Source organism: Clostridium folliculivorans (assembly GCF_024341905.1).
GTDB lineage: Bacteria > Bacillota > Clostridia > Clostridiales > Clostridiaceae > Clostridium_AR > Clostridium_AR folliculivorans.
The window spans coordinates 661,253-684,401 of the sequence record NZ_BQXY01000001.1; the positions used below are offsets into that span (position 1 = coordinate 661,253).

The 23,149-nt window shown below is 31.0% G+C and carries 19 protein-coding genes; 13 read left to right on the forward strand and 6 right to left on the reverse strand.

The window, feature by feature from the left end; translation table 11 throughout:
• Positions 1-381: 381 nt before the first annotated feature.
• Both OCU55_RS02865 and OCU55_RS02870 read left to right on the forward strand, forming a co-directional pair.
• The gene (locus tag OCU55_RS02865; RefSeq protein ID WP_261850805.1) at positions 382-2,373 is read left to right on the forward strand and encodes a methyl-accepting chemotaxis protein; all 1,992 of its coding nucleotides are present in this window, start codon (positions 382-384) and stop codon (positions 2,371-2,373) included.
• 52 nt (positions 2,374-2,425) lie between these two features.
• Positions 2,426-3,406 (forward strand): substrate-binding domain-containing protein, encoded by a 981-nt coding sequence (locus OCU55_RS02870; protein WP_261850806.1) that lies wholly within the window; start codon positions 2,426-2,428, stop codon positions 3,404-3,406.
• A 599-nt stretch (positions 3,407-4,005) separates the two neighbouring features.
• On the opposite strand, the gene OCU55_RS02875 is transcribed toward OCU55_RS02870, so the two are convergent.
• Together OCU55_RS02875 and OCU55_RS02880 are read right to left on the reverse strand one after the other, a co-directional pair.
• The gene (locus OCU55_RS02875; protein ID WP_261850807.1) at positions 4,006-4,428 is read right to left on the reverse strand and encodes an HIT family protein; all 423 of its coding nucleotides are present in this window, start codon (positions 4,426-4,428) and stop codon (positions 4,006-4,008) included.
• A 1,229-nt stretch (positions 4,429-5,657) separates the two neighbouring features.
• Positions 5,658-6,050, reverse strand: coding sequence for a YmaF family protein (locus OCU55_RS02880; RefSeq protein ID WP_261850808.1), 393 nt, complete (start codon positions 6,048-6,050; stop codon positions 5,658-5,660).
• Between the two features lie 196 nt (positions 6,051-6,246).
• On the opposite strand from OCU55_RS02880, the gene OCU55_RS02885 reads away from it, so the two are divergent.
• Both OCU55_RS02885 and ald read left to right on the forward strand, forming a co-directional pair.
• Positions 6,247-6,423 (forward strand): aspartyl-phosphate phosphatase Spo0E family protein, encoded by a 177-nt coding sequence (locus OCU55_RS02885; protein WP_261850809.1) that lies wholly within the window; start codon positions 6,247-6,249, stop codon positions 6,421-6,423.
• 145 nt (positions 6,424-6,568) lie between these two features.
• Complete coding sequence (gene ald, locus OCU55_RS02890; protein ID WP_261850810.1) at positions 6,569-7,687, forward strand: alanine dehydrogenase; 1,119 nt, start codon at positions 6,569-6,571, stop codon at positions 7,685-7,687.
• Between the two features lie 214 nt (positions 7,688-7,901).
• On the opposite strand, the gene OCU55_RS02895 is transcribed toward ald, so the two are convergent.
• Positions 7,902-9,074, reverse strand: coding sequence for a 3D domain-containing protein (locus tag OCU55_RS02895; RefSeq protein ID WP_261850811.1), 1,173 nt, complete (start codon positions 9,072-9,074; stop codon positions 7,902-7,904).
• Positions 9,075-9,461: 387 nt separating this feature from the next.
• Entirely contained in the window at positions 9,462-10,229 is a 768-nt protein-coding gene (locus tag OCU55_RS02900) for a hypothetical protein (protein ID WP_261850812.1), read from the reverse strand.
• A gap of 753 nt (positions 10,230-10,982) precedes the next feature.
• Between OCU55_RS02900 and OCU55_RS02905 the strand changes: the two genes are divergently transcribed.
• The 8 genes from OCU55_RS02905 to OCU55_RS02940 all read left to right on the forward strand — a co-directional run bounded on the left by OCU55_RS02905 (position 10,983) and on the right by OCU55_RS02940 (position 19,825).
• Positions 10,983-13,070 (forward strand): PAS domain-containing sensor histidine kinase, encoded by a 2,088-nt coding sequence (locus tag OCU55_RS02905; protein ID WP_261850813.1) that lies wholly within the window; start codon positions 10,983-10,985, stop codon positions 13,068-13,070.
• A 306-nt stretch (positions 13,071-13,376) separates the two neighbouring features.
• Positions 13,377-14,540, forward strand: coding sequence for an ABC transporter substrate-binding protein (locus OCU55_RS02910; RefSeq protein WP_261850814.1), 1,164 nt, complete (start codon positions 13,377-13,379; stop codon positions 14,538-14,540).
• 38 nt (positions 14,541-14,578) lie between these two features.
• Positions 14,579-15,454 carry a branched-chain amino acid ABC transporter permease gene (locus tag OCU55_RS02915; RefSeq protein WP_261850815.1) on the forward strand — a complete coding sequence of 292 codons (876 nt, stop codon included), beginning with the start codon at positions 14,579-14,581 and terminating at the stop codon, positions 15,452-15,454.
• Between the two features lie 8 nt (positions 15,455-15,462).
• Positions 15,463-16,419: a branched-chain amino acid ABC transporter permease gene (locus OCU55_RS02920; RefSeq protein ID WP_261850816.1), complete on the forward strand. Its 957-nt coding sequence runs from the start codon at positions 15,463-15,465 to the stop codon at positions 16,417-16,419.
• On the forward strand, positions 16,419-17,195 hold the full coding sequence (locus tag OCU55_RS02925; protein ID WP_261850817.1) for an ABC transporter ATP-binding protein: 777 nt from the start codon (positions 16,419-16,421) through the stop codon (positions 17,193-17,195). The genes OCU55_RS02920 and OCU55_RS02925 overlap by 1 nt, the downstream gene beginning before the upstream one ends.
• Before the next feature lies 1 nt (position 17,196).
• Positions 17,197-17,901, forward strand: a complete 705-nt coding sequence (locus OCU55_RS02930) for an ABC transporter ATP-binding protein (RefSeq protein ID WP_261850818.1) — start codon at positions 17,197-17,199, stop codon at positions 17,899-17,901.
• Positions 17,902-18,157: 256 nt separating this feature from the next.
• Complete coding sequence (uvsE, locus tag OCU55_RS02935) at positions 18,158-19,117, forward strand: UV DNA damage repair endonuclease UvsE (protein ID WP_261850819.1); 960 nt, start codon at positions 18,158-18,160, stop codon at positions 19,115-19,117.
• A gap of 180 nt (positions 19,118-19,297) precedes the next feature.
• Complete coding sequence (locus OCU55_RS02940; RefSeq protein WP_261850820.1) at positions 19,298-19,825, forward strand: WYL domain-containing protein; 528 nt, start codon at positions 19,298-19,300, stop codon at positions 19,823-19,825.
• A gap of 107 nt (positions 19,826-19,932) precedes the next feature.
• On the opposite strand, the gene OCU55_RS02945 is transcribed toward OCU55_RS02940, so the two are convergent.
• The gene (locus tag OCU55_RS02945) at positions 19,933-20,838 is read right to left on the reverse strand and encodes a DMT family transporter (protein WP_261851498.1); all 906 of its coding nucleotides are present in this window, start codon (positions 20,836-20,838) and stop codon (positions 19,933-19,935) included.
• A 140-nt stretch (positions 20,839-20,978) separates the two neighbouring features.
• Between OCU55_RS02945 and OCU55_RS02950 the strand changes: the two genes are divergently transcribed.
• On the forward strand, positions 20,979-21,494 hold the full coding sequence (locus OCU55_RS02950) for a peptidoglycan recognition protein family protein (RefSeq protein WP_261850821.1): 516 nt from the start codon (positions 20,979-20,981) through the stop codon (positions 21,492-21,494).
• 141 nt (positions 21,495-21,635) lie between these two features.
• On the opposite strand, the gene OCU55_RS02955 is transcribed toward OCU55_RS02950, so the two are convergent.
• Positions 21,636-22,868, reverse strand: a complete 1,233-nt coding sequence (locus tag OCU55_RS02955) for a DEAD/DEAH box helicase (RefSeq protein WP_261851499.1) — start codon at positions 22,866-22,868, stop codon at positions 21,636-21,638.
• Positions 22,869-23,149 lie beyond the last annotated feature (281 nt).

A 23,149-nucleotide genomic window follows, 5' to 3' on the forward strand; every position in this document is an offset into this window, starting at 1 on the left:
CAATACTTTAATTCACTTTAAATAATCTATTTAGTACATACAGTGTGAATATTATAAAAAACAAATTCATTATTGAAAGTAGTTAGAGAATTAAATATCTACATATTTAGAAGAAAAAGCTCATATTGTGAAGTGTTGTCTTTTGCATAAGTTATATTTAAACAAATTGGATATATTCCTTAAAATGTAAGTAATGATAATAATATTATTAAAATAATAATAAAAAAATAGAAAGAATACAAATAAATGCATGAAAAATAAATAAAATTGTCGAAAAATATCAAAAAACTATGTATTGCCCTCTAAACTATCTGAATAAATTACGATAATTAGATTAGGGAATAAAATAGATTAACGATTTTTTATTGAAGGGAGATTTTTATGAATACAACACAAAAGAAAAGCAAGAGTTCTATCAAGATAAAGTTACTTGCAATTATTATTCCACTTATGGCTATAGCTGTATCATTGCTCATTATTATATCATATACAAAATCTAAAACGATTATCACAAATTCAGCAAATGATCTTTTAGAGACGTCTAGCAAGAAGCAAGTCAATCAAATTGATTCTTGGCTAAATGAAAATTTAGCATCATTTAGTTCTATTAAGGCTTCAATTGAGAATACGCAACTAAATGACAGCCAATTACAAGGTTTATTAAATAATTCTTATGGATATAACAGCAATTATCCAGAAGGAATTTACATTGCTGATGAAAATGGAAAGTTATTAAAAGCGGCAAAGTCTACTAAGTCTGATAAAAATGTTTTAGATTCAACTTGGTACATACAGGGGCTTACAAGAATTAACATGGCGTTTGGTAAACCTTATAAGAATGCAGAAGGCAAAAATATTATTAGTGCGTCAGGTATATTGAATGATAAATCAGGTAAGATAAAGGTTCTTTCAGTAGATCTTTCTTTAGACAAGATATCAATAATAGTAAATTCATTGACTGATATGAAAAATTCAGAATCCTTATTGGTAGATAAAAATGATAAAACAATATTGGCGTATGGTGATAGTGCACTTATCTCAACTAAACTTGATTCAAATAATGATAATAAGTTTTTAAAGGAAGTTGCAGAAAAGCTAGAAAAAAGAGAATACAATTCGGTGGAACTAGAAAATAATATGGTTGCGTTTAACCAAGTGGAAGGAACTAACTGGGTACTTGTGTCTTATGTTCCAACAAAATCTATTTTAGCAGAGCTCTTAAAACTTCGTACTTTTATGATAATAATCGCTATTATATCTATAATAATATTAGCAGTTCTAGTTGAAAGAGTAGTACAGATTGTAATAAAACCAATTAAGAAACTTACAGATACTATTATTGCAATGACCCATGGTGATTTTACAGTTGATGTAGAGTTAAAGGGCAATGATGAAATTTCTGTTATGTTAGAAAGTGTAAAAGAATTTATAAAAGTTATGAGAGGTATGATAAATAACATTGGTATTATGTCGGCTGATTTAAGTGTGCAAGCTGAAGGAAGTAATGCGATTTCTAAAGAATTATATGATTCATCAAAGATTCAATCTCAGTCTATGGAGAGCTTAAATCTTACTGTAGAGCAATTAGCAACCTCGGTGAGTGAAGTAGCACAAAATACAACTACATTAGCTAATGTTGTATCTACAACAAGAGATGACAGTATTAATGTGGATGAAAAGATGAAGGAAACAATTGCTGTTTCAGAAAAAGGGCGACAAGATATGGAGAAGGTAAATGTAGCTATGGCAAACATAAGAGATTCAATAAGGTCGCTTGAAGGTGCTATAGGTAATGTAGGAAAATCTTCAAATGAAATAACTAATATTGTTAATGTCATCGGAAGCATTGCAGAGCAGACAAATTTATTATCATTAAATGCATCTATAGAGGCTGCGAGAGCAGGAGAAGCAGGAAAAGGTTTTGCAGTTGTTGCCATGGAAATTGGGAAATTAGCAAAAACAAGTTCAGATTCAGTTAAAGATATATCAGAGCTTGTAAGTGGGATAAATAAACTTGTTTCAGATACTGTAAGCCAAGCTCGTGAAAGTACAGATCATATAGCTGAGAGCAGTTATTTAATAAGTGGTACTGTAGATACCTTTGATAGTATTTTCGATATGATTAATGAAACAAATAAGTTAATCCAAGGTATGATTGATAAAATAGGAAATTTAGATGAAGTTGCTGCATCAGTAGCAGCTATAGCTGAAGAACAAGCAGCAAGTTCAGAAGAAATTTTGGCTACTTCAGAAGTAATGGTTACTCAGGCAAATAGTACTACTCAAAATAGTGAAAAGGTAGCAGCTGATGCCGAAATGTTAGCAGCTACAGCTGATAAGCTTGGTAAGCAAGTTAAGATATTTAAATTGTAAGAGTCAAAGATTGGTTGAAAAAGCCTGCATAATAAAATCAGGAGGAAAACATATGAGAAAAAAGATATCTTTAATGTTAATTATAATTATTAGTTTAGTTATATTTTCAGGTTGCAGCTCAAAGAATAATGCAGTTTCGAATAAGAAAGTTAAAATTTTATTCACCGTTTCAGATGCTTCAGATGCATATCGTAAGCTTCTAGTAGATGGTGCTAAGAGTTATGCTGAAAGTAAAGGAATTGACTTAGATGTCAAGGATGCAGCTGGAGTAATAGAAACTCAAGTAGCTCAAGTAAAAGAGGCCGTTTCTGGTGGCTATGATGTAATTATATGTGCTCCAGTAGATCCAACCACGGCGTTAGAGATTGAAAGAGTGGCTAAAGGAATACCTATAGTTTTTATGAATAGTGAACCAGATGGGAAGCTGTTAGAAAAGAATAAATATGTTTATGTTTCTTCAAATGAAGAAGTTGCTGGTCAGTATGAAGCTGAATATATCCTAAATTACTTGAACAATAAAAAGGATATTAAAGTTGTCTTATTAAAGGGAGAGAAAGGACATAGAGCTACAAAAGGGCGTACAGATGCAGTTAAGCAAACTTTTGCTGATAAAGGTATAAATGCTGAGTATGTATTTGAAGATAATGCGGATTGGAGCAGGGAAAAAGCTAAAGAAATGATTAAAGTATTTTTAACTACAGGAAAGAAGTTTGATTGCATAATTGCTAATAATGATAACATGGCACTTGGAGCTATGGATGCTTTAAGAGAGAGTAATATTAATCCTTCAACAGTTCCTATTTTAGGTGTTGATGCCACGATTGATGCATGTAAAGCTATAAAAGATGGAAGTATTAAGCTTTCAGTATACCAATCTGCAAAAGGACAAAGTATAAGTGCAGTAGAAGCTGCAGTTAGACTAGGAACAGGAAATAATTTATCTGGAATAGAAAACTTAACTAGTGATGGTAAATATATATGGATACCATTTGAAAAAGTTGATAAAACCAATGTTGATAAATATATGAATTAAAAAGTCAAACTATATTTTTTATTCTTTAGGAATTCATAACTCAGTTATATCTGTGTATAAATATGAGTAAGCACTTAAAAAATAATGTGATTTAAACAATAAAAAAATACAAATGTGTCGCCTGTAAGTTTCCAAATATACATTCGGAAAGGTAGATGCGTGAAAAAAAGCTCACTGAAGAAGGCCGCTTCTGCGACTTTTTTATACAATGAATATTACCCTTTCAAAAGGAAAAGCTATTTTTTGAAAGGAGTGAATGTTTATGGTTAAGTCTAAAGGCAATTTTAAAGAACAAAACAAGCAAAATACTAATACAGGAACTAAGAGAACTGAAAGTAGTGAAAGACAAGAAAAGAAAAACAAACCAAAGGGATAAGTAAGTAATTAATATATAATTTAGCGATAGAGTTTTAGTAGCAGTAATTATATGATTTTATTTTCTAAATAGACTATTGAAAAATTCAGAAAAGCCCTTTAGGTAAACAAAAGCCGTGCATAAAAGGTAAAAGAAAATTCCTTATATGCACGGCTGTTATTTATGAAAATCAATAAAAATTCGTATGCTTTGAAATAGTACCTTTAATGTAAGCTTAGAAGTCTTATAGATTTGCCTTTATTGCATCAATTATCTCTGCGTATTCTTTATCACTAAGCTTAAGATTATTTGCAAGATTCATTTCGAAAGTTCCGCCCCAGCTATAGCCGTCTTTATACTTTGGTACAACGTGGAAGTGAAGATGTGGAAGCTTGTCTGAGTAAGCTCCAAGATTCATCTTGTCAGCACCAAATGCTGTCTTAATTGCTTTTGCAGCAGTTGCAACGTCTTTCATAAATAGTGCAAGTTCACTTTCACTTATTTCAAATAATTCATTTACGTGATTATCATAAGCAACAACACATCTGCCTTTATATGTTTGTTCTTTGAATAAATATAGAGTTGAAACATTAAGTTTTGTAACCTTTAACATCAAGTTATCTAATCTTTCATCTTTTTCACAATAAAAACAAGTCTCTTTTTCCATCACTAACACCTCATTAAGTTTATTTGCACACGTGTGCAATTTTATGTATATTATAACTCTTTTTATATACGTTTACAACATCTTAATATAAAGATAATAATTGAGTTTATATTTTTTGTATTGAAACCTAGTTATGTATAAATTAATAATTAAAGTTGGAAATGTATATTATGATTTTAAAGTTCGTTAAAGGTTTATAAATGCGTAAACAAAATAAAAGCTCATATAGGAACTTTTTAAACAAAATGTTCCTATAAATAAGCTAATATTAATAGGTTGAATTTAGCTATATATTTATTCTGCTGATTATAAAGGGATTAATATCCTATAACTATAGAAGATTCATGGTTAAATATAATAACCAATAGTTAAATTAATATTTTTTTGTTACTAATGCGTAGTATTTATAACAAAGTAAAAGCGGAAAAGAATATGATAGAAGTGAAAAAAATATATTCCAATTATTAAAGTAAATAACTCTTCCTATCAATACACCGAAACCTTCAGCTGAAGTTAATAATAATGCACCTACTAGCATAGTTAAATAGGGATTAAAATTATATTTTTTACATATGTATATACAAGTACAAGGAAATGTACAAAATAAGCCTATATTAAATGGTGTGCCAGCAAGGTCTGATAATTCAAATGGATAGAAGTTCCAAAATAAATAAAAGCCAAAATCGTTAATAAGAAAAGCTAGCATGCTGGCGAATGGGGCTATAGTATAAATAATTTTTCGATCTTTAACAATAATCAATGTTACTATCCATGGTATGATAAAACCTAAAAAAATATTTATAAAAATAAAAATCACCTCTCAAATTAACTTTCAACAAGTTAACATTTATTATTAAGTGATGTATTTTAATTGATATATGTTTCTATAGTGTATCCAATTTAGGTAGTTAAAAATTGCTAAGAAGATTAATTAAATTGAATGCATGGTTTGGTATTCATTTAGTAAAAATAAGTAACATGTAAAATAACTTACTTATTGAATTATTCACTAGTATAAAAAATCTCATGATACTATTTTGTTTATAAAAAAAAGATATTATTCATTAATTTAATGTTTATAATGAATCATTAAATTAAGTTTAAGGAATATACTTTTTATGCACTGTTATTGAAATAGAGTTGCTGAGAGAAGTAATAATGACAATAGAATTTATATATTATTTTACTTATAATAAATGAAAAGGAGAGGTTTCCCTCTCCACAAATTACTAAGTCAATGGACTTTCAATTAATGTGGTAAATATAAATTTGTGACGATGACCATCATTAGTTGTTGTATATCCAGTAACTAAATGAACATGCTTACCATTTCCAACATCGATTGCCGGTCCAGTAGTCATGCTGATCACATGGAAATGATCGAAAAAGTCAGTGTTTACATACAATCTATGAACATGTGATCTTCCACATGGTATAGCTTGTCCTGTAACTCCGGCGAAACGATGATTGTGTCTTTCATCATTTTCTTCAGCAAGTCGTGTGCTCCCTAAGAATTCATGATCATGAAGTTGTTTGGTAGATGGATCAACATATATATTATTATTATAGTCATCAAGGTCAGTATAGTCATCATAAGGTCCTTTTGAGTGTTCATATGCCATATGAATCTCTCCTTTATCTTTAGTATCACTATATTATATGCAATAGATATTAAAGTGTTCATTTAACTTATTAGAATTATCTAGTAGTCTAGATAATTGAAAGAATTATTAATGAAATAATCATCAATACTAATAAAGCGTTAATCTGTATAAATACATACTATGTTTCAGCTTAGATTATTACGGAGGTAGAATAATGGCAGAATTAGAAGACTTATTAAAAGATATTGATAAATTAAGAGAAAGCCTACAGTCTCTAATTGAAAAGAAGCAGTGGAATTTAGTTGATGCCGAAGTTGTGGCAGCTAGTAAAGCTTTAAATTTTGCTTTAAATCAGTATAATAAATTTTTACAAGAAAAGATTGGTGAATAGTAGTATCAAACATAAACTGATAAAATATAATATAGTATAACAAAGGATTTAAATACTAATACAGCTTAATGTCATAAGATACAATGGTGTTGCAGATAATTTGAACTTCTGTACACTTTTTTTTTGAATATATAGGAGGGGTATAATGATTATTGGGCTTGTTAAAGAGATAAAAAATAATGAGAATAGAGTAGGACTTACACCTAGTGGGGTTTCAGTACTAGTAAAACGAGGGCATAAAGTTTTGGTTGAAAAATCAGCAGGAATAGGCAGTGGTTTTGAAGATGAGCAGTATGAAAAGGTTGGCGCAGATTTAATTCATGAAAAAGCTTCTGTATTTAATAATTCTGATGTGATTGTAAAAGTTAAGGAGCCGCTAGAAGAGGAATATGATCTATTCAAGGAAGGGCAAACGTTATATACCTACTTACATCTTGCAGCAAACTTAGAGCTTACTAGAGCCTTGTTAAAGAAAAAGGTGATAGGAATTGGATATGAAACTGTACAGTTGAAAAACGGAAGACTTCCGTTACTTATACCAATGAGTGAAATAGCTGGAAGAATGTCAGTGCAAATTGGAGCAAATCTACTTCAAAAGTATAATGGCGGATCTGGTATATTACTAGGAGGGGTTCCTGGTGTAATACCTGGTGAAGTAGTTATAATTGGTGGAGGTATAGTTGGAACAAATGCAGCTAAGATAGCTTGTGGATTAGGTGCAAAGGTAACTATACTTGATATTAATAGTGAAAGATTAGCTTATCTTGATGATATATTTTTTGGACGAGTTACTACTTTAACCTGTAATGAATATAATGTTGCTAAATCTGTAGAAAAAGCAGATTTGCTGATAGGAGCAGTTTTAGTTGCTGGAGCAAGTACACCTAAAATTGTTACGAAAGAAATGGTTAAATCAATGAAAAAAGGATCAGTCATTGTAGATGTAGCCATAGATCAAGGTGGCTCTATTGAGACTATCGATAGAGTTACAACACATGATAATCCATGTTATGATAAATATGGAGTTGTTCATTATTCTGTAGCAAATATGCCTGGTGCAGTTCCAAGAACTTCAACATTGGCTTTGGAAGCAGCTACGTTACCTTATTTAATAGAGTTAGTAGATAATGGCGTAAGAGAGGCTATGCTAAAGGATGAAGCACTTTTGCTTGGACTTAATACGTATCTAGGCTCAATAACTTGTGAAGCAGTTGCAGAAAGTTTAGAGCTTCCATATACAAATCCAGAAATTTTATTGAAATAAAGTCACAAAAATAGCATAATAAATGAAAATAGGAGTGATAATTTCATTATGAATTATCACTCCTATTTTATTTTAGAGATTTTATTTATTATATAATTAATTTCTAGATGAACCACTTTATAATTAAATTTATATTTTCAAATTCTCCTCTCAGAAACCAGAGGAGTTTTGAAAATAGATTTTTGATTGAAGTGATTCATCTTTAGCAGAGATGTTACCACTCATTAGGATAAGCTACTATATTAACAGTAATGCCTCTTCTTCCCCAAGAATTACATTCAGCTTCAGAATTAAAATATAAATCTACTATATTTCCTTGAATGGCACCTCCAGTATCTGCAGCAATAGCAGTACCGTATCCTGGAATAAATAATTTTGAACCAAGTGGTATTACTGAAGGATCCACTGCTACTGTACTAATACCTGAAGGCGAACGAAGTGGTTTTAATCCAATTGCAGTAACATAACCACCAGTATATGCAGTAGAACTCATACTGAATGTAGCTTTATATTGATCATTTGAGCCTCTTGATATAACTGTGTCAGAAGTAGACTTGCTAGCTATAATCGCTGATAACTTATCTTTGGCAATACTTAAGTATTTTTGTGCCTTAGACTTAACAGAGGAAGTACTTATTTGAGGTATCAAACCACTTAATGTACTGATAGCATTTCTTACATCTGTTTCTGACGAACTGTCAGAGTCTATTGCAGCTATGGAATGAGATATTAATTTTGTCTCATTAGCTTCAATTACTGCAGCTAAAGCCTCTTTTTGCAGTGAAAATTGTTTTGCTAACTGTTGTTGTTGCTGTTTTTTATCATCTAATGTTTTTAAACTTGCCTCAGTTTCCTTTTTCAATTCTTTAAGCTGCTGATTTTTCTTATTTAAATCTTCCATTGACTGATTTACAGTTTCTTTCTCAGAGTTAAGCTGATTTATTAATTGCTTATCCAATGAGATGATTTTTTCTACTGCAGATAATTTTGAAAAGAAATCGCCGAGGTCGGTAGAACTTAAAAGGATTGAAAGATAGTTGTTATCTAAACCACTCTTATACATACCTCTCAGTCTATTTCCCAAAGTGTTTTTATTTGCCTCGATTTCTTTCTTATATTGCTCTAATTTATTTTCAGTTAATTTTATTTCTTTTTCTGTTTGGGCTATATTCTGATTATCATCACTAAGTTTTTTATTTAGCTTGTCCATTTCTGAGTTAATTCCTGCCATTTCAGCATTAAGCTCTTTAATCTTGTCATCTAGTTGCTGAAAACTTTTTTTGCTCTCTGCTATGGTTTGCTCTGTATTATCTGAAGCTAGTACGTTAATACCGCAACTTAATGTAATAACAAATGCTAAAACCATATAAAAAATCTTTTTACACATAGCAAAATTCTCCTTTTATAATTACAGCGGCTTATTGATATTATAACATAATTTTTGAATATTCCAAATTTGTGTAATACAAACTTTGGGTATCATACTATAAACTACATTTATAAATTTATGTATTTAATACACAAAAACATTCAAGTTTTTTAAAAAATTTTTTATTAAATATAATTTTAATAGATTCCATAATAACTCGACACATTTTTATATACGTAAATAGTTATGTAAATTGAGTGGTACCAAGATGTATTATTATTTTAATAAATACTAAAAGATATAAGTGCTTAAATGCAAATCGAATTTTTCATCATATGCCTTCGAAAAAGCAGATGCGCAAAAAAATCACTGAAGTCAACACTTCAGTGATTTTCTTATATTCTTTTAAAGTATTGAGCCTAATAAAAACCAAGGTAATGGATTAAAACCAGGATTATAATAATATGGATTGTAGTATGGATATTTGTATCCATAATTATATCCGTAATGATAAGGATGACCATAACCGTGTCCGTACATATTATATGGTCTAGCAATTACTTGTTGTGAAGCATCTGATGTATCAGTCATTTCATTTGGGGAAGTACTTTGATTAGTTTGAGCGCCTATATTAGTTTGCCCCATTGAAGGCATAGGAGACATAGAGCTAGGGTTCATTTGTCCCATAGGAGTCATCTGTCCCATAGGAGCCATTGGAGACATAGAACCAGGAGCCATCTGTCCCATAGGAGCCATAGGTGACATAGAACCAGGAGCCATCTGTCCCATAGGAGTCATAGGAGACATAGAACCAGGAGCCATCTGTCCCATAGGAGTCATAGGAGACATAGAACCAGGAGCCATCTGTCCCATAGGAGTCATAGGAGACATAGAACCAGGAGTCATCTGTCCCATATGAGCCATATGATCCATAGAACCATGCATCATTTGTCCCATCATTCCATTTAGCTGAACATTTCCTTGATAGTATGGATTAGGTAAAAAAGGTAAGTTACATAAGTTGTTACTCCAATTAGTATAATCAGTTCCTGGTACTGTACCTTGCATTGAACCTTGATAGGTATAATTTGGTGTAGTTCCTTGAACATTAGAATTCATTTGAGATTCATCATTTCTTAATTCTTCATTTATTTCATATTGCTCGGTGTACATTGTTTCCTCCAAAAGAATATATCTTACACTTAATGTTATATGAAATACAATCCATTTTGTTCTTATTAATAACAAAAATTACCACAAATATATCTGAACTAGATAATGTTTTGATAAAAGTAATAAAGATGTACCGCTTTATTATGAAAGTTATTTATAAAATTGCGATAGATTTTGAGACGAGAATTTGAAAATAGTAATTTTAAAGTGAGGCGTTACATCTTTGTAGGATTTAGAACAATTAAATTGAAATTATTATTAATGAAAATATAATTTCAATAGAAAATCACTGATTAATAAGACTATAAGACCTATAATAACAGTTATTGTTACTTCTGGTGGTATAAGGCTTTTTATCTTCATATAGTTCACCTCTTCAATTTAATTATCACTTCCAAAATAAACAGGAAACATAGAAAAACGAATTTATCGCCTGCCAAATTGTTCTTATATGTATTCGGAAAGGCAGATGCGCTAAAAAAAGTTCGCTTCAGCGACTTTTTTATAAGGATTTCGAAAATAAAAAGTGGGAATAGGAAGTGCTTACTATTAGTATTGTCACTCTATAGCTAATTAATCTATTTAATATTATTTTGGAAATAAATATTTATTTTAATGAATAAAGTAGGGTTATATGGCGAACGATGTCGTAAAAAATATGTAATAAATTGGCAAGCAAAAAAAGGGAAATCATACTGATTATAGAATAATATAATTAATAATTTAGTTGCTTATAGAGGAGATGATTAATATATGGTAAGGAACAGCCAGCAGTTGTTAAGCCACTGGAATAGTAAGAATAATTCAGAAATGCTCCACGATTCGTTAAGCTATTTTATGAGGAACAATAAATTCTATGTTGATTTATTAGATGGGTTATTAGAAGCGGTTGTAATTCACAGAAATAATAAGATTGTCTTTGCCAACAGATTTGCATTAAAGATGTTTTCTATAAGCGCTTTTGATAAAATCATAGATAAAAACTTTACAGAATTCGTAGACAATTACTTCATTTCATATAGTGATTCAACTGAGGAGAATCAAGAAAGTAGTAATTATAACGCTAAGTTACTTGATGGTGGCTTTGAACGTGACGTAAAGATAAAAAATTCTAATATTACATTTGATTATGAGGAATATAATATTACATATATTCAACCAAGCTTTAAAATGCCGAACAATGATTCTAAACAACAGATTTTTCATAAAGAGATAGAAGAAAAAGGCAATTATGCTAATAATATAATGGAAGTAGTTGACGATGAAGAAAGTAATTGGGAGATAATTAATAAGTTAAAAAAGGGTATAGCTGTCTATAGAAGCTATAATAAGGGTAAAGATTTTTCAATAGTATTTATGAATGTAGTAGCGGAGGAATTGATAGATATCAAATATTCTGACTACATTAACAAAAATATAATTGAAGTATTTCCGAACTTAGTTAATAGTCGGTTCTTAAGAGTAATTAAGAGAGTATATACTACTGGAAATAATGAGAATGCATCATTTAAACTATATAAAGATAATAAGTATAAACTTTTTAATGGTAATTATTTTTTTAAATTGAAAAACGGAGATGTTGTTTCTGTATTTGAAAACATCAAGGAAGAGATGTTTTATGATTCAAAGTATAGAATGCTTTCTATGTTATTTGATAAATCGAAAGACATGATATTCTTCATAGGTAACGATGGAGAGATATTGGATGCAAATAAAGCTGCACTAAAACTTTATGGGTATACGAAAAGGGAAATTTTAAATAAAACAATATTCGATATATCGGCCTCAAAAGCAAAGGGAATAATAAATAAGCATATACAATTAGCTTCAAGAGGTGGAATTTTATACAATACAGTTCATAAGGATAAAGATGGTAGAGAATTTATTGTTGAAATAAGCTCCGTGGGAATAATGATTAATGAAAAGAAAGTAGTTTGTAGCATAATTAGAAATATTTCTAGTAGAAATACATCCTATATTGATATGGATGTGATAAGACAAAATGAGATAAATCAAAATAGATATGAAGATTATATTTCAAAGCTTATACCAATTTTAGCACATGAACTTAGAACTCCACTTAATGTACTAATGTGCTCGCTACAAGTATTAAATCTTTATATGAAGGATTCAAATACAATAGAAAATAATTTGTCGAAAATAAATTATAATTCCTCCGTAATGCAGCAAAGTAGTTATAGATTATTAAAGCTTATTAATAATATAATCGATTCAACTATAATCGATTCAAATGGGTTTAGACTCAATTATAAGCTATATGACATTGTAGAAATTATAGAGGATACAGTTTTCATTGTAAGCAATTATGTAAATGAGAATGTTAAGAGCAAAAATATTGAGATTAACTTTTTTACTAGTTTAAATTCTAAATATATATATCTAGATTTAGAAAGAGTTCAGAATATTTTGCTAAAAATATTATCAAATTCAGTTAAGTTTTCAGAAGATAAAAATAAAATATACATTTCTATAGGTGAAGATATGTCTGAGAACTTAGAAATAGTGATTTATAACATGGGAGCAACTATGGATGGTGAAGAGATTCAACATATATTTGATAAGTTCTCCTTCAATAAAAATAAGTTGGCAAAGAGTCATGAAGGCATGGGACTCGGATTATTTATAGTGAGAAATATTGTAGAATTACATGGGTGGAGTATTGAGGCTCGTAATTGTGTAGATATGTCTGGTAGTAAATTTGTATTAAAAATACCATATAATAAACATATGAAAATGGATGAGTTAGATAGACGGACTCAATACGATATTTTAGAAGAAGAATTAATTCAAAAGATAAGAATCGAATTTTCAGATATATAGCTTCATTTTTAACAATTTGATCATATACTAAGTGTATGATTGAATTGTTTTTTATTTATTAACATATTATTAATATTTTTATCATTTTAAGATTGAAGTATATAAAAAAACGTTTACTGGAAAGGGTTATTTATTAATTTATCAAAAACATAGCGCTTTATGTATATATTATATAATTTATAAACGTGAATTATGGATAATTATTAAAAAAATATGAAATTTGTTATTGATTTTTCATTGATTAATTGTTAATATAAATAAAAAGACATGTATAAAAAAGCGATGTATAAAAAGGGGGACTCAATTATGAAAAAGAAGATACTTGTAGCAACATTAGCAGTAGCTATGGTTGCTAGCTTATTTGTAGGTTGTAGCAGCAAAAAGGATGGAGAAGCAGGAACAAGTGGAGATGTTATTAAGATTGGTTCTATAGCACCACTTACTGGTAAAGTTGCAACTTATGGACAATCAGTTAAGGAAGGGGTTCAATTAGCTGAAAAGGAGATTAATGATAAGGGCGGTATCAACGGTAAGAAAGTCCAAGTTGTTTTTGAAGATGACCAAGCAGATCAAAATGCAGCAATTAATGCTTTCAATAAATTAGTTGATGACGAAAAAGTTTCAGCAGTAATCGGGGCGGTTACATCTGGAGCTACTCTAGCAGTTGCACCAAATGCAACTCAAGCTAAGATTCCTCTAATAACACCAACTGCAACTGAACCAACGATCACAAAGGTTGGAGGAGAGTATGTTTTTAGAAGTTGTTATGTTGATTCATACCAAGGTCAAGTTATGGCTAATTATGCAGCAACTGATCTTTCTAAGAAAACTGCAGCAGTCCTTTACAACGTTGGATCCGATTATTCAAAGGGTATAGCTGAAGCTTTCAAAAAACAATTTGAAGCAAAAGGTGGAAAAGTTGTCGAGTTCTCAACATACAACAATGATGATAAAGATTTTAATGCACAATTAACTAAGATAAAGGGAGCAAATCCAGATGTATTACTTTTACCAGACTACTACAATGTTGTTGGTCTTATAGCTAAGCAAGCTAAGGCAGTAGGAATAAGTTCTCAACTACTAGGGGTAGATGGATGGGATTCAGCAGACTTATATAAGATAGGTGGAGATGCGGTTAAGGGTGCTTTATTTATAAATCATTACTTCCCAGGTGATACAGCTAAAGAAGTTCAAGACTTTGTTGCGGCATATAAGAAAGACTACAATAAAGAACCGGATGCACTTGCTGCTCTAGGTTACGATGGAGCAAAATTATTGTTTAAGGCTATAGAAAATGCTAAGAGTACTGATGGAGATAAAATTAAAGATGCTCTTGCTAAGGTTGAATACACAGGAGTTACAGGAAAGTTACAATTTAACTCAGAGAGAACAGCTGTAAAAGGTGCTGCTATATTAAAGGTTGAGGGAGATAAGAATTCACTTGTAACAAAAGTTGATCCTGTTAAGTAAAAGATAATTAAGGATTAAAGATATATAGGGGGACTACTATGGAGTTACTACAGCAATTGATTAATGGACTATCACTTGGAAGCATATATGCTCTTCTAGCGTTAGGATATACTATGGTATATGGTATAATCCAGCTTATAAACTTTGCACACGGAGACATATATATGATTGGTGCCTTTGCAGGCTTCTTCGTGGCTACAAAGCTTAACCTATCATTCCTACCAACTTTGATAATAGCAATGATCGTATCAGCAGTTTTAGGAATAGTTATAGAAAAGGTAGCATACAAACCACTTAGAAAATCACCTAGAATTACGCTTCTAATCACAGCTATAGGTGTATCGTTATTACTAGAAAATGGAATGAGATTTATAGTGGGACCTTCTCCTCAGAGTTTCCCAAGTCTAATCGAATCTTCAAAAATTAATATAGGTTCCCTTCAAGTAACCAACATACAACTTATAACTTTAGGTGTTTCATTGCTCTTAGTTGTATTGCTCCAGTTTATAGTATATAGAACCAAAGTTGGTAAGGCTATGAGAGCAGCTTCTTTTGATATAGAAGCTGCATCCCTAATGGGAATAAACGTAAATAATACAATATCATTTACCTTTGCTTTAGGATCTGCACTTGCAGGTGCAGCTGGTGTTTTAGTAGCACTTGCTTGGACAACAATAGATCCTTATATGGGAATGATGCCTGGAATAAAAGCCTTCGTGGCAGCTGTACTTGGTGGAATAGGAGTTATTCCAGGAGCACTTATCGGTGGATTATTTATGGGAGTAGCTGAAACTTTAACTAAGGCATATATATCCACAAGACTTTCAGATGCAATAGCATTTTCAATATTAATTATAGTCCTACTTATCAAGCCTTCAGGTCTTTTAGGCAAGATAACTAGAGAGAAAGTGTAGGTGACAGCATGAAGAAGATAGTGAATTACTTAATATACGCAGTTCTAATAGTAGGCATTTTCTTTTTGCTTAATTATTTATTGCAAGAAAGAATTATAAACAGATTTTATGGTGGACTTATTACCTTAGTATGTATAAATATAATACTAGCAGTTTCCTTGAATCTTATAACTGGTTTTACAGGACAATTATGTTTAGGACATGCGGGATTTATGTCAATAGGTGCATATACCGCAGCTATCCTTACAGCAAAACTTCAGTATAACTTTCCAGTTGCACTAATTGTAGGTGGTCTACTTGCAGCAGTTGTGGCTTTAATTGTAGGTTTACCTACTCTTAAACTAAAAGGTGACTATTTTGCAATAACTACTTTAGGTGTAGGTGAAATTATAAGAGTTATTCTTACTAACATTGATTATACTGGCGGACCAAGAGGATTTACGGGTATACCTCCAAAGACAACTTTTACTTGGGCATATTTCGTAATGGTTGCTGTAGTTATAATTGTATTTAATATAATACACTCAGCTCAAGGTAGAAGTATGATAGCAGTAAGAGAAAATGAAATTGCAGCAGAAGCAATGGGAGTTAATACTGCAAGATACAAAGTAACTGCATTTGTAATAGCTGCATTTTTAGCTGGAGTTGGTGGTGGACTTTATGCCCATTACTCTAGGTTCCTAATACCAAGCTACTTTGACTTTATGAAGTCAATAGAAGTTTTAACTTTCGTAGTTTTTGGTGGTATGGGTTCTTTAACAGGATCGATAATAGCAAGTGGTATATTAACTTTCTTACCAGAACTATTAAGACCAATAAAGGATTTCAGAATGATTATATACTCAATTGCATTAATAGTTCTTATGATCTTTAGACCACAAGGATTACTTGGAACTAAAGAAATAAGCTTAAGTATATTCAGTAAGTTTTTAAAAAAGGAAAGTAAGGAAGGAGGGGTAGTGTAATGTTAAAAGTTGAAAACTTAACGATTCAATTTGGTGGACTTAAAGCAGTATCTGAGTTTGCACTAGAGATAAATGAAAGAGAAGTTGTGGGGCTTATAGGACCGAATGGGGCTGGAAAGACTACGGTATTTAATATGCTTACAGGAGTTTACTCTCCAACTGAAGGGTCAATATCTTATAAGGGTGAGAAGATACATGGATTAAAGCCATATTGCATTACTCAAAAGAAGATAGCAAGAACCTTCCAGAATATAAGACTTTTCAAAAGCCTTACTGTTTTAGATAATGTAAAAATATCTTTTGGTTACAGTGTTAAATATAATTTATTTCATGCAATTTTTAGGACTCCTAAGTTCTTTAAGATTGAAAAAGAGATTGAAGAAAAGTGTCTTGAACTTTTAGAGGCTTTTGGACTCCGAGATAAAGCTTTCGATTTAGCTAGCAACCTTTCCTATGGAGAGCAAAGAAGACTAGAGATAGCTAGAGCTTTAGCTGCTGGCCCAGAATTATTGCTTCTGGATGAGCCTGCAGCAGGAATGAATCCTCAAGAAACACAGGATTTAATGAGAATGATAAATTGGATTAAAGATAAATACGGAGTATCAGTACTTCTAATTGAACATGATATGAAATTAGTTATGGGTATTTGTGAAAAGATTGCCGTATTAGATTATGGTAAGAAAATTGCAGAAGGAACACCAGAACAAATTAAGAATAACCCAAGAGTTATTGAAGCTTATTTAGGTGAAGCTTATACAAGTGAGGAGGCTATATAGAATGCTTAAGGTTAACAATTTGAATGTTTACTACGATGGAATACACGCCCTTAAGGATATAAATATAGAAGTTAATGAAGGTGAAATAGTCACACTAATTGGAGCTAACGGAGCAGGAAAGACGTCTACACTTAGAGCTGTTTCTGGACTTACTCCTTACAAAACTGGTGATATTCAGTTCAATAATAAGACTATAAAGAGTGTTCAACCTCACAAGTTAGTAGGTTATGGAATAGGTCATGTACCAGAAGGAAGAAAGATTTTTGCGAATCTTTCAGTTAAGGAAAATCTTGAACTTGGTGCTTATCTTCGTAACGATAAAGATGGAATCAAAAAAGATTATGAAATGATATATGAGAAATTTCCTAGACTTAAAGAAAGAATTAACCAACTAGCTGGTACTCTTTCTGGTGGTGAGCAGCAAATGCTTGCTATAGGTAGAGCTCTTATGAATAGGCCAAAACTATTGCTTTTAGATGAGCCATCCATGGGACTTGCACCTATTGTAGTAAAGAATATTTTTGATACAATACAGGAAATAAATAAAGGCGGAACTACCATATTATTAGTTGAACAAAACGCTCATATGGCTTTATCTATTGCAAACAGGGCATATGTTTTAGAGACAGGAAACGTAGTTCTAAGTGGAAATGCTGATGCAGTTCTTAAAGATGAAAAGGTAAGAAGTGCATATCTAGGCGAATAGAAAGCTTAAGAATATCTCAATACTTTGAAACATGCTGTAGGCTAATAGTATATAGTAGAGAAGTAAAAAGTATTTTAATTGTATGATTAAGATACTTTTTTTGCTGTAAAAAAATATAAAATTTTTATGGCAATTAAACATATATGTTTCAATGGTTTTAGAAGTTTTTTATTTCATTATGTATTTTTGCGGTGTTGGTATATAAAAATATTACTTTTAGAGAAACATAATAATAAATACTAAGGGAGATGATAAAGTGATCTTAAGACTAGGCTATGTGGCTATTGCTTTAAAGTTGCCTAAGACAACATCATCAAGTACAGTTACTTACGCAACTTATAGTAAACTTACTAATGAAGAGAGTAAGATGAATAAGCTAAAAGCAACCACACTTTCAAACTTAGATAATCTATATAAAATACTTCAGTACAATGTTGAAAACCAGTTGCATTTTTATAGAATAACCTCTGCGTTGATACCGCTTGCTACTCATCCGGAAGTTATGTGGAAATATAGAGAGATGTTTTCTAAAGATTTTAAAAGAATCGGAGATTTAGTTAGAAAAAATCAAATGAGAGTAGATACTCACCCAGATGAATTTAATGTTATTAATTCTCTTAGAGAGGATGTAGTGGTTGCAACAGAAAGAAATTTATGGCCTCATGTACATCTGTTTGAAGATATGAACTACCCAGAAGGAAAGATGGTGCTTCATGTTGGAAGTAGTGCAGGTGGAAAAGAAGAGGCGCTAGAGCGGTTTAAAGTTAACTTTAAAAGGTTTCCTAAGGAAATAACTTCAAGGCTTATGATAGAAAATGATGATAAAACCTTTAATGTAAGAGAAGTGCTTTCGCTGTGCAAGGATATAAATGCACCAATGGTATTAGATGCTCATCACCATCTGTGCAATAATGATGGAGAAGAACTTAAAGATTACATAAGTGATATTTTTGATACATGGGAAGAGCAGAGTCTTCCTGCAAAGTTTCATTTTTCTTCTCCAAAAGAAAGTGAAAGAGATAGAAAACATGCTGATTTCATCGATCCTCAAGCTTTTATAAGATTTATCGAATTATGTAGAGACGTAAATAAGGATATGGACGTTATGCTTGAAGCAAAACAAAAAGACCTTGCAGTATATCAGCTAGCTGATGATATAGAAAAAATAAAACCAGAATGGAAAAGAATTGATGTTAGTACCTTTGAGATAAAATAAAGGAATTGTCATATAACCGTTGTGAAATTAATTGGTTAGTCATCCGATGCTTTAATGAGCACACAAAAAGAATTAATTTCAATGATACGCTTAAACATACCCTAATATAAAATAAATATATTGTTATTTGTCACTGCGGATTTTATAATATAAATAAAGTATATGGAAAAAGGTGATGTTATGGCAAGTAACTATATTAAGTTTTATACCTTTTTTGACATCTTAAGTAAGCACAGTGATAATAAGAATATGTTATCTATGAAAAAAATACTACAAGTAATGGAAGAACGAACTGGAGATAAAATTGACAGAAGGACTATATATGAGTACATAAAAAATTTAAAGGAACTAGGTTTTGACATAAGTGACTATTCAGAAAACAAGAGAGGGTATTTTTTGAAACCGGTGGCGGTTAGTTCAAACAATACTGCTAATAAATTCACTAATTATAAAAGCCAAACTAAAACAGATATCACAATTGAATTTGATAATGACCTGAAGCATGAACTTATGAGTGAATTTAAAGAAAATATTAATTTAATGAGAGAAATGGATACAACCTTTCTAGCCGTAGTTCATATGGTGTACGATAAGTCTGTTATTGGATGGATCCTAAGCTTTGGTAGCAAAGCAAAAGTTGTGGAACCACCTGAATTAAAATATGAAATCAAGGAAGAAATTAATAAATTAAATGAAATATATTGCTAGGAAAGTATAAAGCACTATCAGAGATTAAGATTTAATTACTATGATAGTGCTTTTATTATTTGATGCTGTTATAGTTTTGTGCTGAAATTATTCATAATATTACAGTGCTATAAAAATAAAATACCTACACCAACTATTGTTATTAAAGCACCTATCACTTCTTTTACAGTAGTCTTTTCTTTGAAAATTACAATTGAAGCAGGTATAATCAATATTCTTGAAATTGATGTTATGGTAGAAGAAATTCCTGTTGTAGTATATTGTACTGATAAAAGCGATAGTGAGACTCCTAAGAATGGGCCGAATAATGAACCTATTGTTATGTTTTTCATGGCATTAGCATCCTTGCAAGCTTTAAAAAGGTTCTTCCATCCTTTAGCAAAGGTTATAACTATGCCAAAACCTATTAGGGCAGCAATTATACGTATTTGAGTAGCTGCAAAAGGGTCATAGTTTCCCATTCCGAATTTGCTGAAAATCAAACCAAATGCTTGTCCAAAAGCTCCTATTAGTGCGTATATTAATCCTTTTATAGGATGAGAAAGCTTTATCTTTTTCTCTCCTGAATCTTTAACTAATATAACTAAAGCTATACCACCTAAAGTTATGAACATACCAAACAAATCTTTTAAAGACAAAGTTTCACCTAAAATTAGAAAACCTGCTAAAGCTGAGATTGGTGGGACAGTAGCCATAATTAAAGTTGATAATCTAGATCCTATTTCTACATAAGCTTGAAATAAGAAAAGATCACCTATAACAAATCCTATAAGTCCAGAAATAAAAAGCCATGTCCAATTCTGCATTGAAGCATCAAAAGGAAGAAACATACCTCTTGTTACTAAAGTATAAATACCAATAAAAATGAACGCCAATATCAATCTTATGTAATTTACAGATAGAGAACCTACCTTTTTGCCAGCTGTTTCAAAAGCTATTGGTGAAACAGTCCAACATACAGCTGTGGCTAAAGCTGCTATTTCTCCTATGTTTGAATGAAACAATTTGTCCACCTCCGAAGTTGATAAAAAAATTTTCACGTACAATTTATATTAACACAGTATAGTATTAAATTACTACATCAATTTATAAATTTGTGTCACTGAGAGGTGAAAAACATAAGCTAATATAGAGAAATATTAAGGAGAACGAAATGAATAAATTTCATAGAGCTTTAAACCGTTTATTCAAGAGACAAACTCAACCAAAGATAGTGGAGGTAAACTACAAATGGGCAACTCCATTGCAATTTACAATGAAGCCTCAAATGTTAGTGTATCATCATACTGTAGAGATTGGTAAAACTCCTCAGGAAATACATCAACTTCATGTCAATAGAGGGTGGGCTGGAATAGGGTATCACTTCTATATAAGAAAAGATGGAACAATTTATAGAGGAAGACCTGAAAATGCAGTTGGGTCTCATGCACCAGGATTTAATAATATAGCTTTAGGAATAGCTCTTGAAGGAAACTTTATGGTAGAAAAACCAACACAACAGCAACTAGACTCGGCTATAATACTATCTAAATACTTAGTAAAGAAGTACGGAATAAAAGATCTTAGAAGGCATAAAGATGTAAAACCAACTACTGAGTGCCCAGGAATTAACTTCCCGTTTGATTATATTAAATCACAGGTTATAGGGGGAGGCAGTAGAGCCTTATAGATATATGTAGATTTGTGTGAAGTATAGGTACTGTATACAAATTTAATAAACTATATCATTGAAGCAGTGTTCAGTGATATAGTTTTATTTTTTTCAGTAATTAAGGTCGCTTCAGCGATTTTTTGACATAAGAGCAATAGACTACTTTTTCTTTTGGCCTAGATTTTTAGGTGTAGATTTTTTCTTTTTATTAGGACTAGACTGATAATTATCATGCTTAAGATCTTTTGCTTCATCTAACTCCAATATTTCTCCCTTATAGATGTCTTTTTGTGCCATCTTAATATTGAATGTGTTTTCAAATTTATGTATTGTTGGTAGTTCTCTATCAGTAACTATTGATATAGCTGTTCCACTTTGACCAGCTCTACCAGTTCTACCTACTCTATGCAAATATTCTTTAGGATCCTCTGGGAGGTCTAAATTAAAGATATGAGTAATACCCTTTACATCAAGTCCTCTAGCAGCAATATCTGATGCTACTAATACTTGATATTTACCATTTCTAAAGCCTTCTAAAGCTTTCTTTCTTTCTTCCTTAGTACTAGTGCCATATATTCCATAAGCTTTTACTTTGTGGTACTGAAGCTTTAGTGTAGTGTCTTCTGTTTCTTCGCTTTTATTTATAAAGACAATTGCTTTTTTTGTACCGGAAGCATGGATTAATTTTCTCAGTACTTCCATTTTGTCTCTACGTTCAGTTACAACAAATAGATGATCTATAGTTGAACTTACGCTATTATCTTCATCTAACTTAATTAATATAGGCTCCTTCATTATTTCCTTTGCTGCCTTTTCACTTTCTGGAGTTATGGTAGCAGAGAAAATCATTATTTGCCTATCTCTAAGCGTAGACTTAATTATATCTTTTACTGGAGCAATATTCTTATCATTTAATAATCTGTCACCTTCATCAATAACGATGGTTTTAACAGTATGTGCGCTAATTTTTTTTAGCTTAATTAATTCTAATACTCTGCCAGGGGTACCTACAACTATATGTGGTTTCACTTTCAAATTTTCTATCTGTCTTTTTATATTAACTTCACCAATTATAGAAGTTGAGTTTACTGGTAAGGTGGAATTCGTAGCTAGAAGTTTTATCTCTCTATCTATCTGCATTACTAGTTCATGAGTAGGGGCCAATATAATTGCCTGCATTTCTCTTTTTGAAGAATCTATTTTGTTAAAGATAGGTAGTAAGTAAGCTAAGGTTTTTCCGCTTCCAGTCTGGGATTTACCTATAATATCTTTATTTTCTAATGCAATTGGAATAACCTTTTCTTGAATTTCAGTAGGGGTTGATATTTGTGACTTCGCTAATCCCTCAATAAGAGTTACAGGAAGTGATAGTTTTTCGAATGAGCTCACAATAATAATCTCCTTTATTATACGATTTAAGTATGAATCATAACTAATATTATTTACAAGATATAAAATGATGTACAACAAATTAAATTATGGTTGCTAAAAAGTTGTGTACATATGCCTTTAAGTATACACTAAGTTGATATTTAAGGTTACAATCTTATATTGAAATATTAATTTAATTATTTAATTATTTATCATAGATATACAGTTAATAAGTATAGTAAAAAAACTCACATAAGTCTACACATAGTATAGTAATTTGCCAAATATAACTTTTTTTATTC

Excerpts from the sequence above, each read along its gene's own strand:
- OCU55_RS02895 (WP_261850811.1), bottom strand. The coding sequence starts at position 9,074 with ATGTGTAAAAAGATTTTTTATATGGTTTTAGCATTTGTTATTACATTA.
- OCU55_RS02920 (WP_261850816.1), top strand. The coding sequence starts at position 15,463 with ATGAAGAAGATAGTGAATTACTTAATATACGCAGTTCTAATAGTAGGC.
- OCU55_RS02950 (WP_261850821.1), top strand. The coding sequence starts at position 20,979 with ATGAATAAATTTCATAGAGCTTTAAACCGTTTATTCAAGAGACAAACT.
- OCU55_RS02930 (WP_261850818.1), top strand. The coding sequence starts at position 17,197 with ATGCTTAAGGTTAACAATTTGAATGTTTACTACGATGGAATACACGCC.
- OCU55_RS02880 (WP_261850808.1), bottom strand. The coding sequence starts at position 6,050 with ATGGCATATGAACACTCAAAAGGACCTTATGATGACTATACTGACCTT.
- OCU55_RS02905 (WP_261850813.1), top strand. The coding sequence starts at position 10,983 with ATGGTAAGGAACAGCCAGCAGTTGTTAAGCCACTGGAATAGTAAGAAT.
- OCU55_RS02915 (WP_261850815.1), top strand. The coding sequence starts at position 14,579 with ATGGAGTTACTACAGCAATTGATTAATGGACTATCACTTGGAAGCATA.
- OCU55_RS02870 (WP_261850806.1), top strand. The coding sequence starts at position 2,426 with ATGAGAAAAAAGATATCTTTAATGTTAATTATAATTATTAGTTTAGTT.
- OCU55_RS02910 (WP_261850814.1), top strand. The coding sequence starts at position 13,377 with ATGAAAAAGAAGATACTTGTAGCAACATTAGCAGTAGCTATGGTTGCT.
- OCU55_RS02900 (WP_261850812.1), bottom strand. The coding sequence starts at position 10,229 with ATGTACACCGAGCAATATGAAATAAATGAAGAATTAAGAAATGATGAA.
- OCU55_RS02885 (WP_261850809.1), top strand. The coding sequence starts at position 6,247 with ATGGCAGAATTAGAAGACTTATTAAAAGATATTGATAAATTAAGAGAA.
- OCU55_RS02865 (WP_261850805.1), top strand. The coding sequence starts at position 382 with ATGAATACAACACAAAAGAAAAGCAAGAGTTCTATCAAGATAAAGTTA.
- OCU55_RS02940 (WP_261850820.1), top strand. The coding sequence starts at position 19,298 with ATGGCAAGTAACTATATTAAGTTTTATACCTTTTTTGACATCTTAAGT.
- OCU55_RS02875 (WP_261850807.1), bottom strand. The coding sequence starts at position 4,428 with ATGGAAAAAGAGACTTGTTTTTATTGTGAAAAAGATGAAAGATTAGAT.
- ald (WP_261850810.1), top strand. The coding sequence starts at position 6,569 with ATGATTATTGGGCTTGTTAAAGAGATAAAAAATAATGAGAATAGAGTA.
- OCU55_RS02925 (WP_261850817.1), top strand. The coding sequence starts at position 16,419 with ATGTTAAAAGTTGAAAACTTAACGATTCAATTTGGTGGACTTAAAGCA.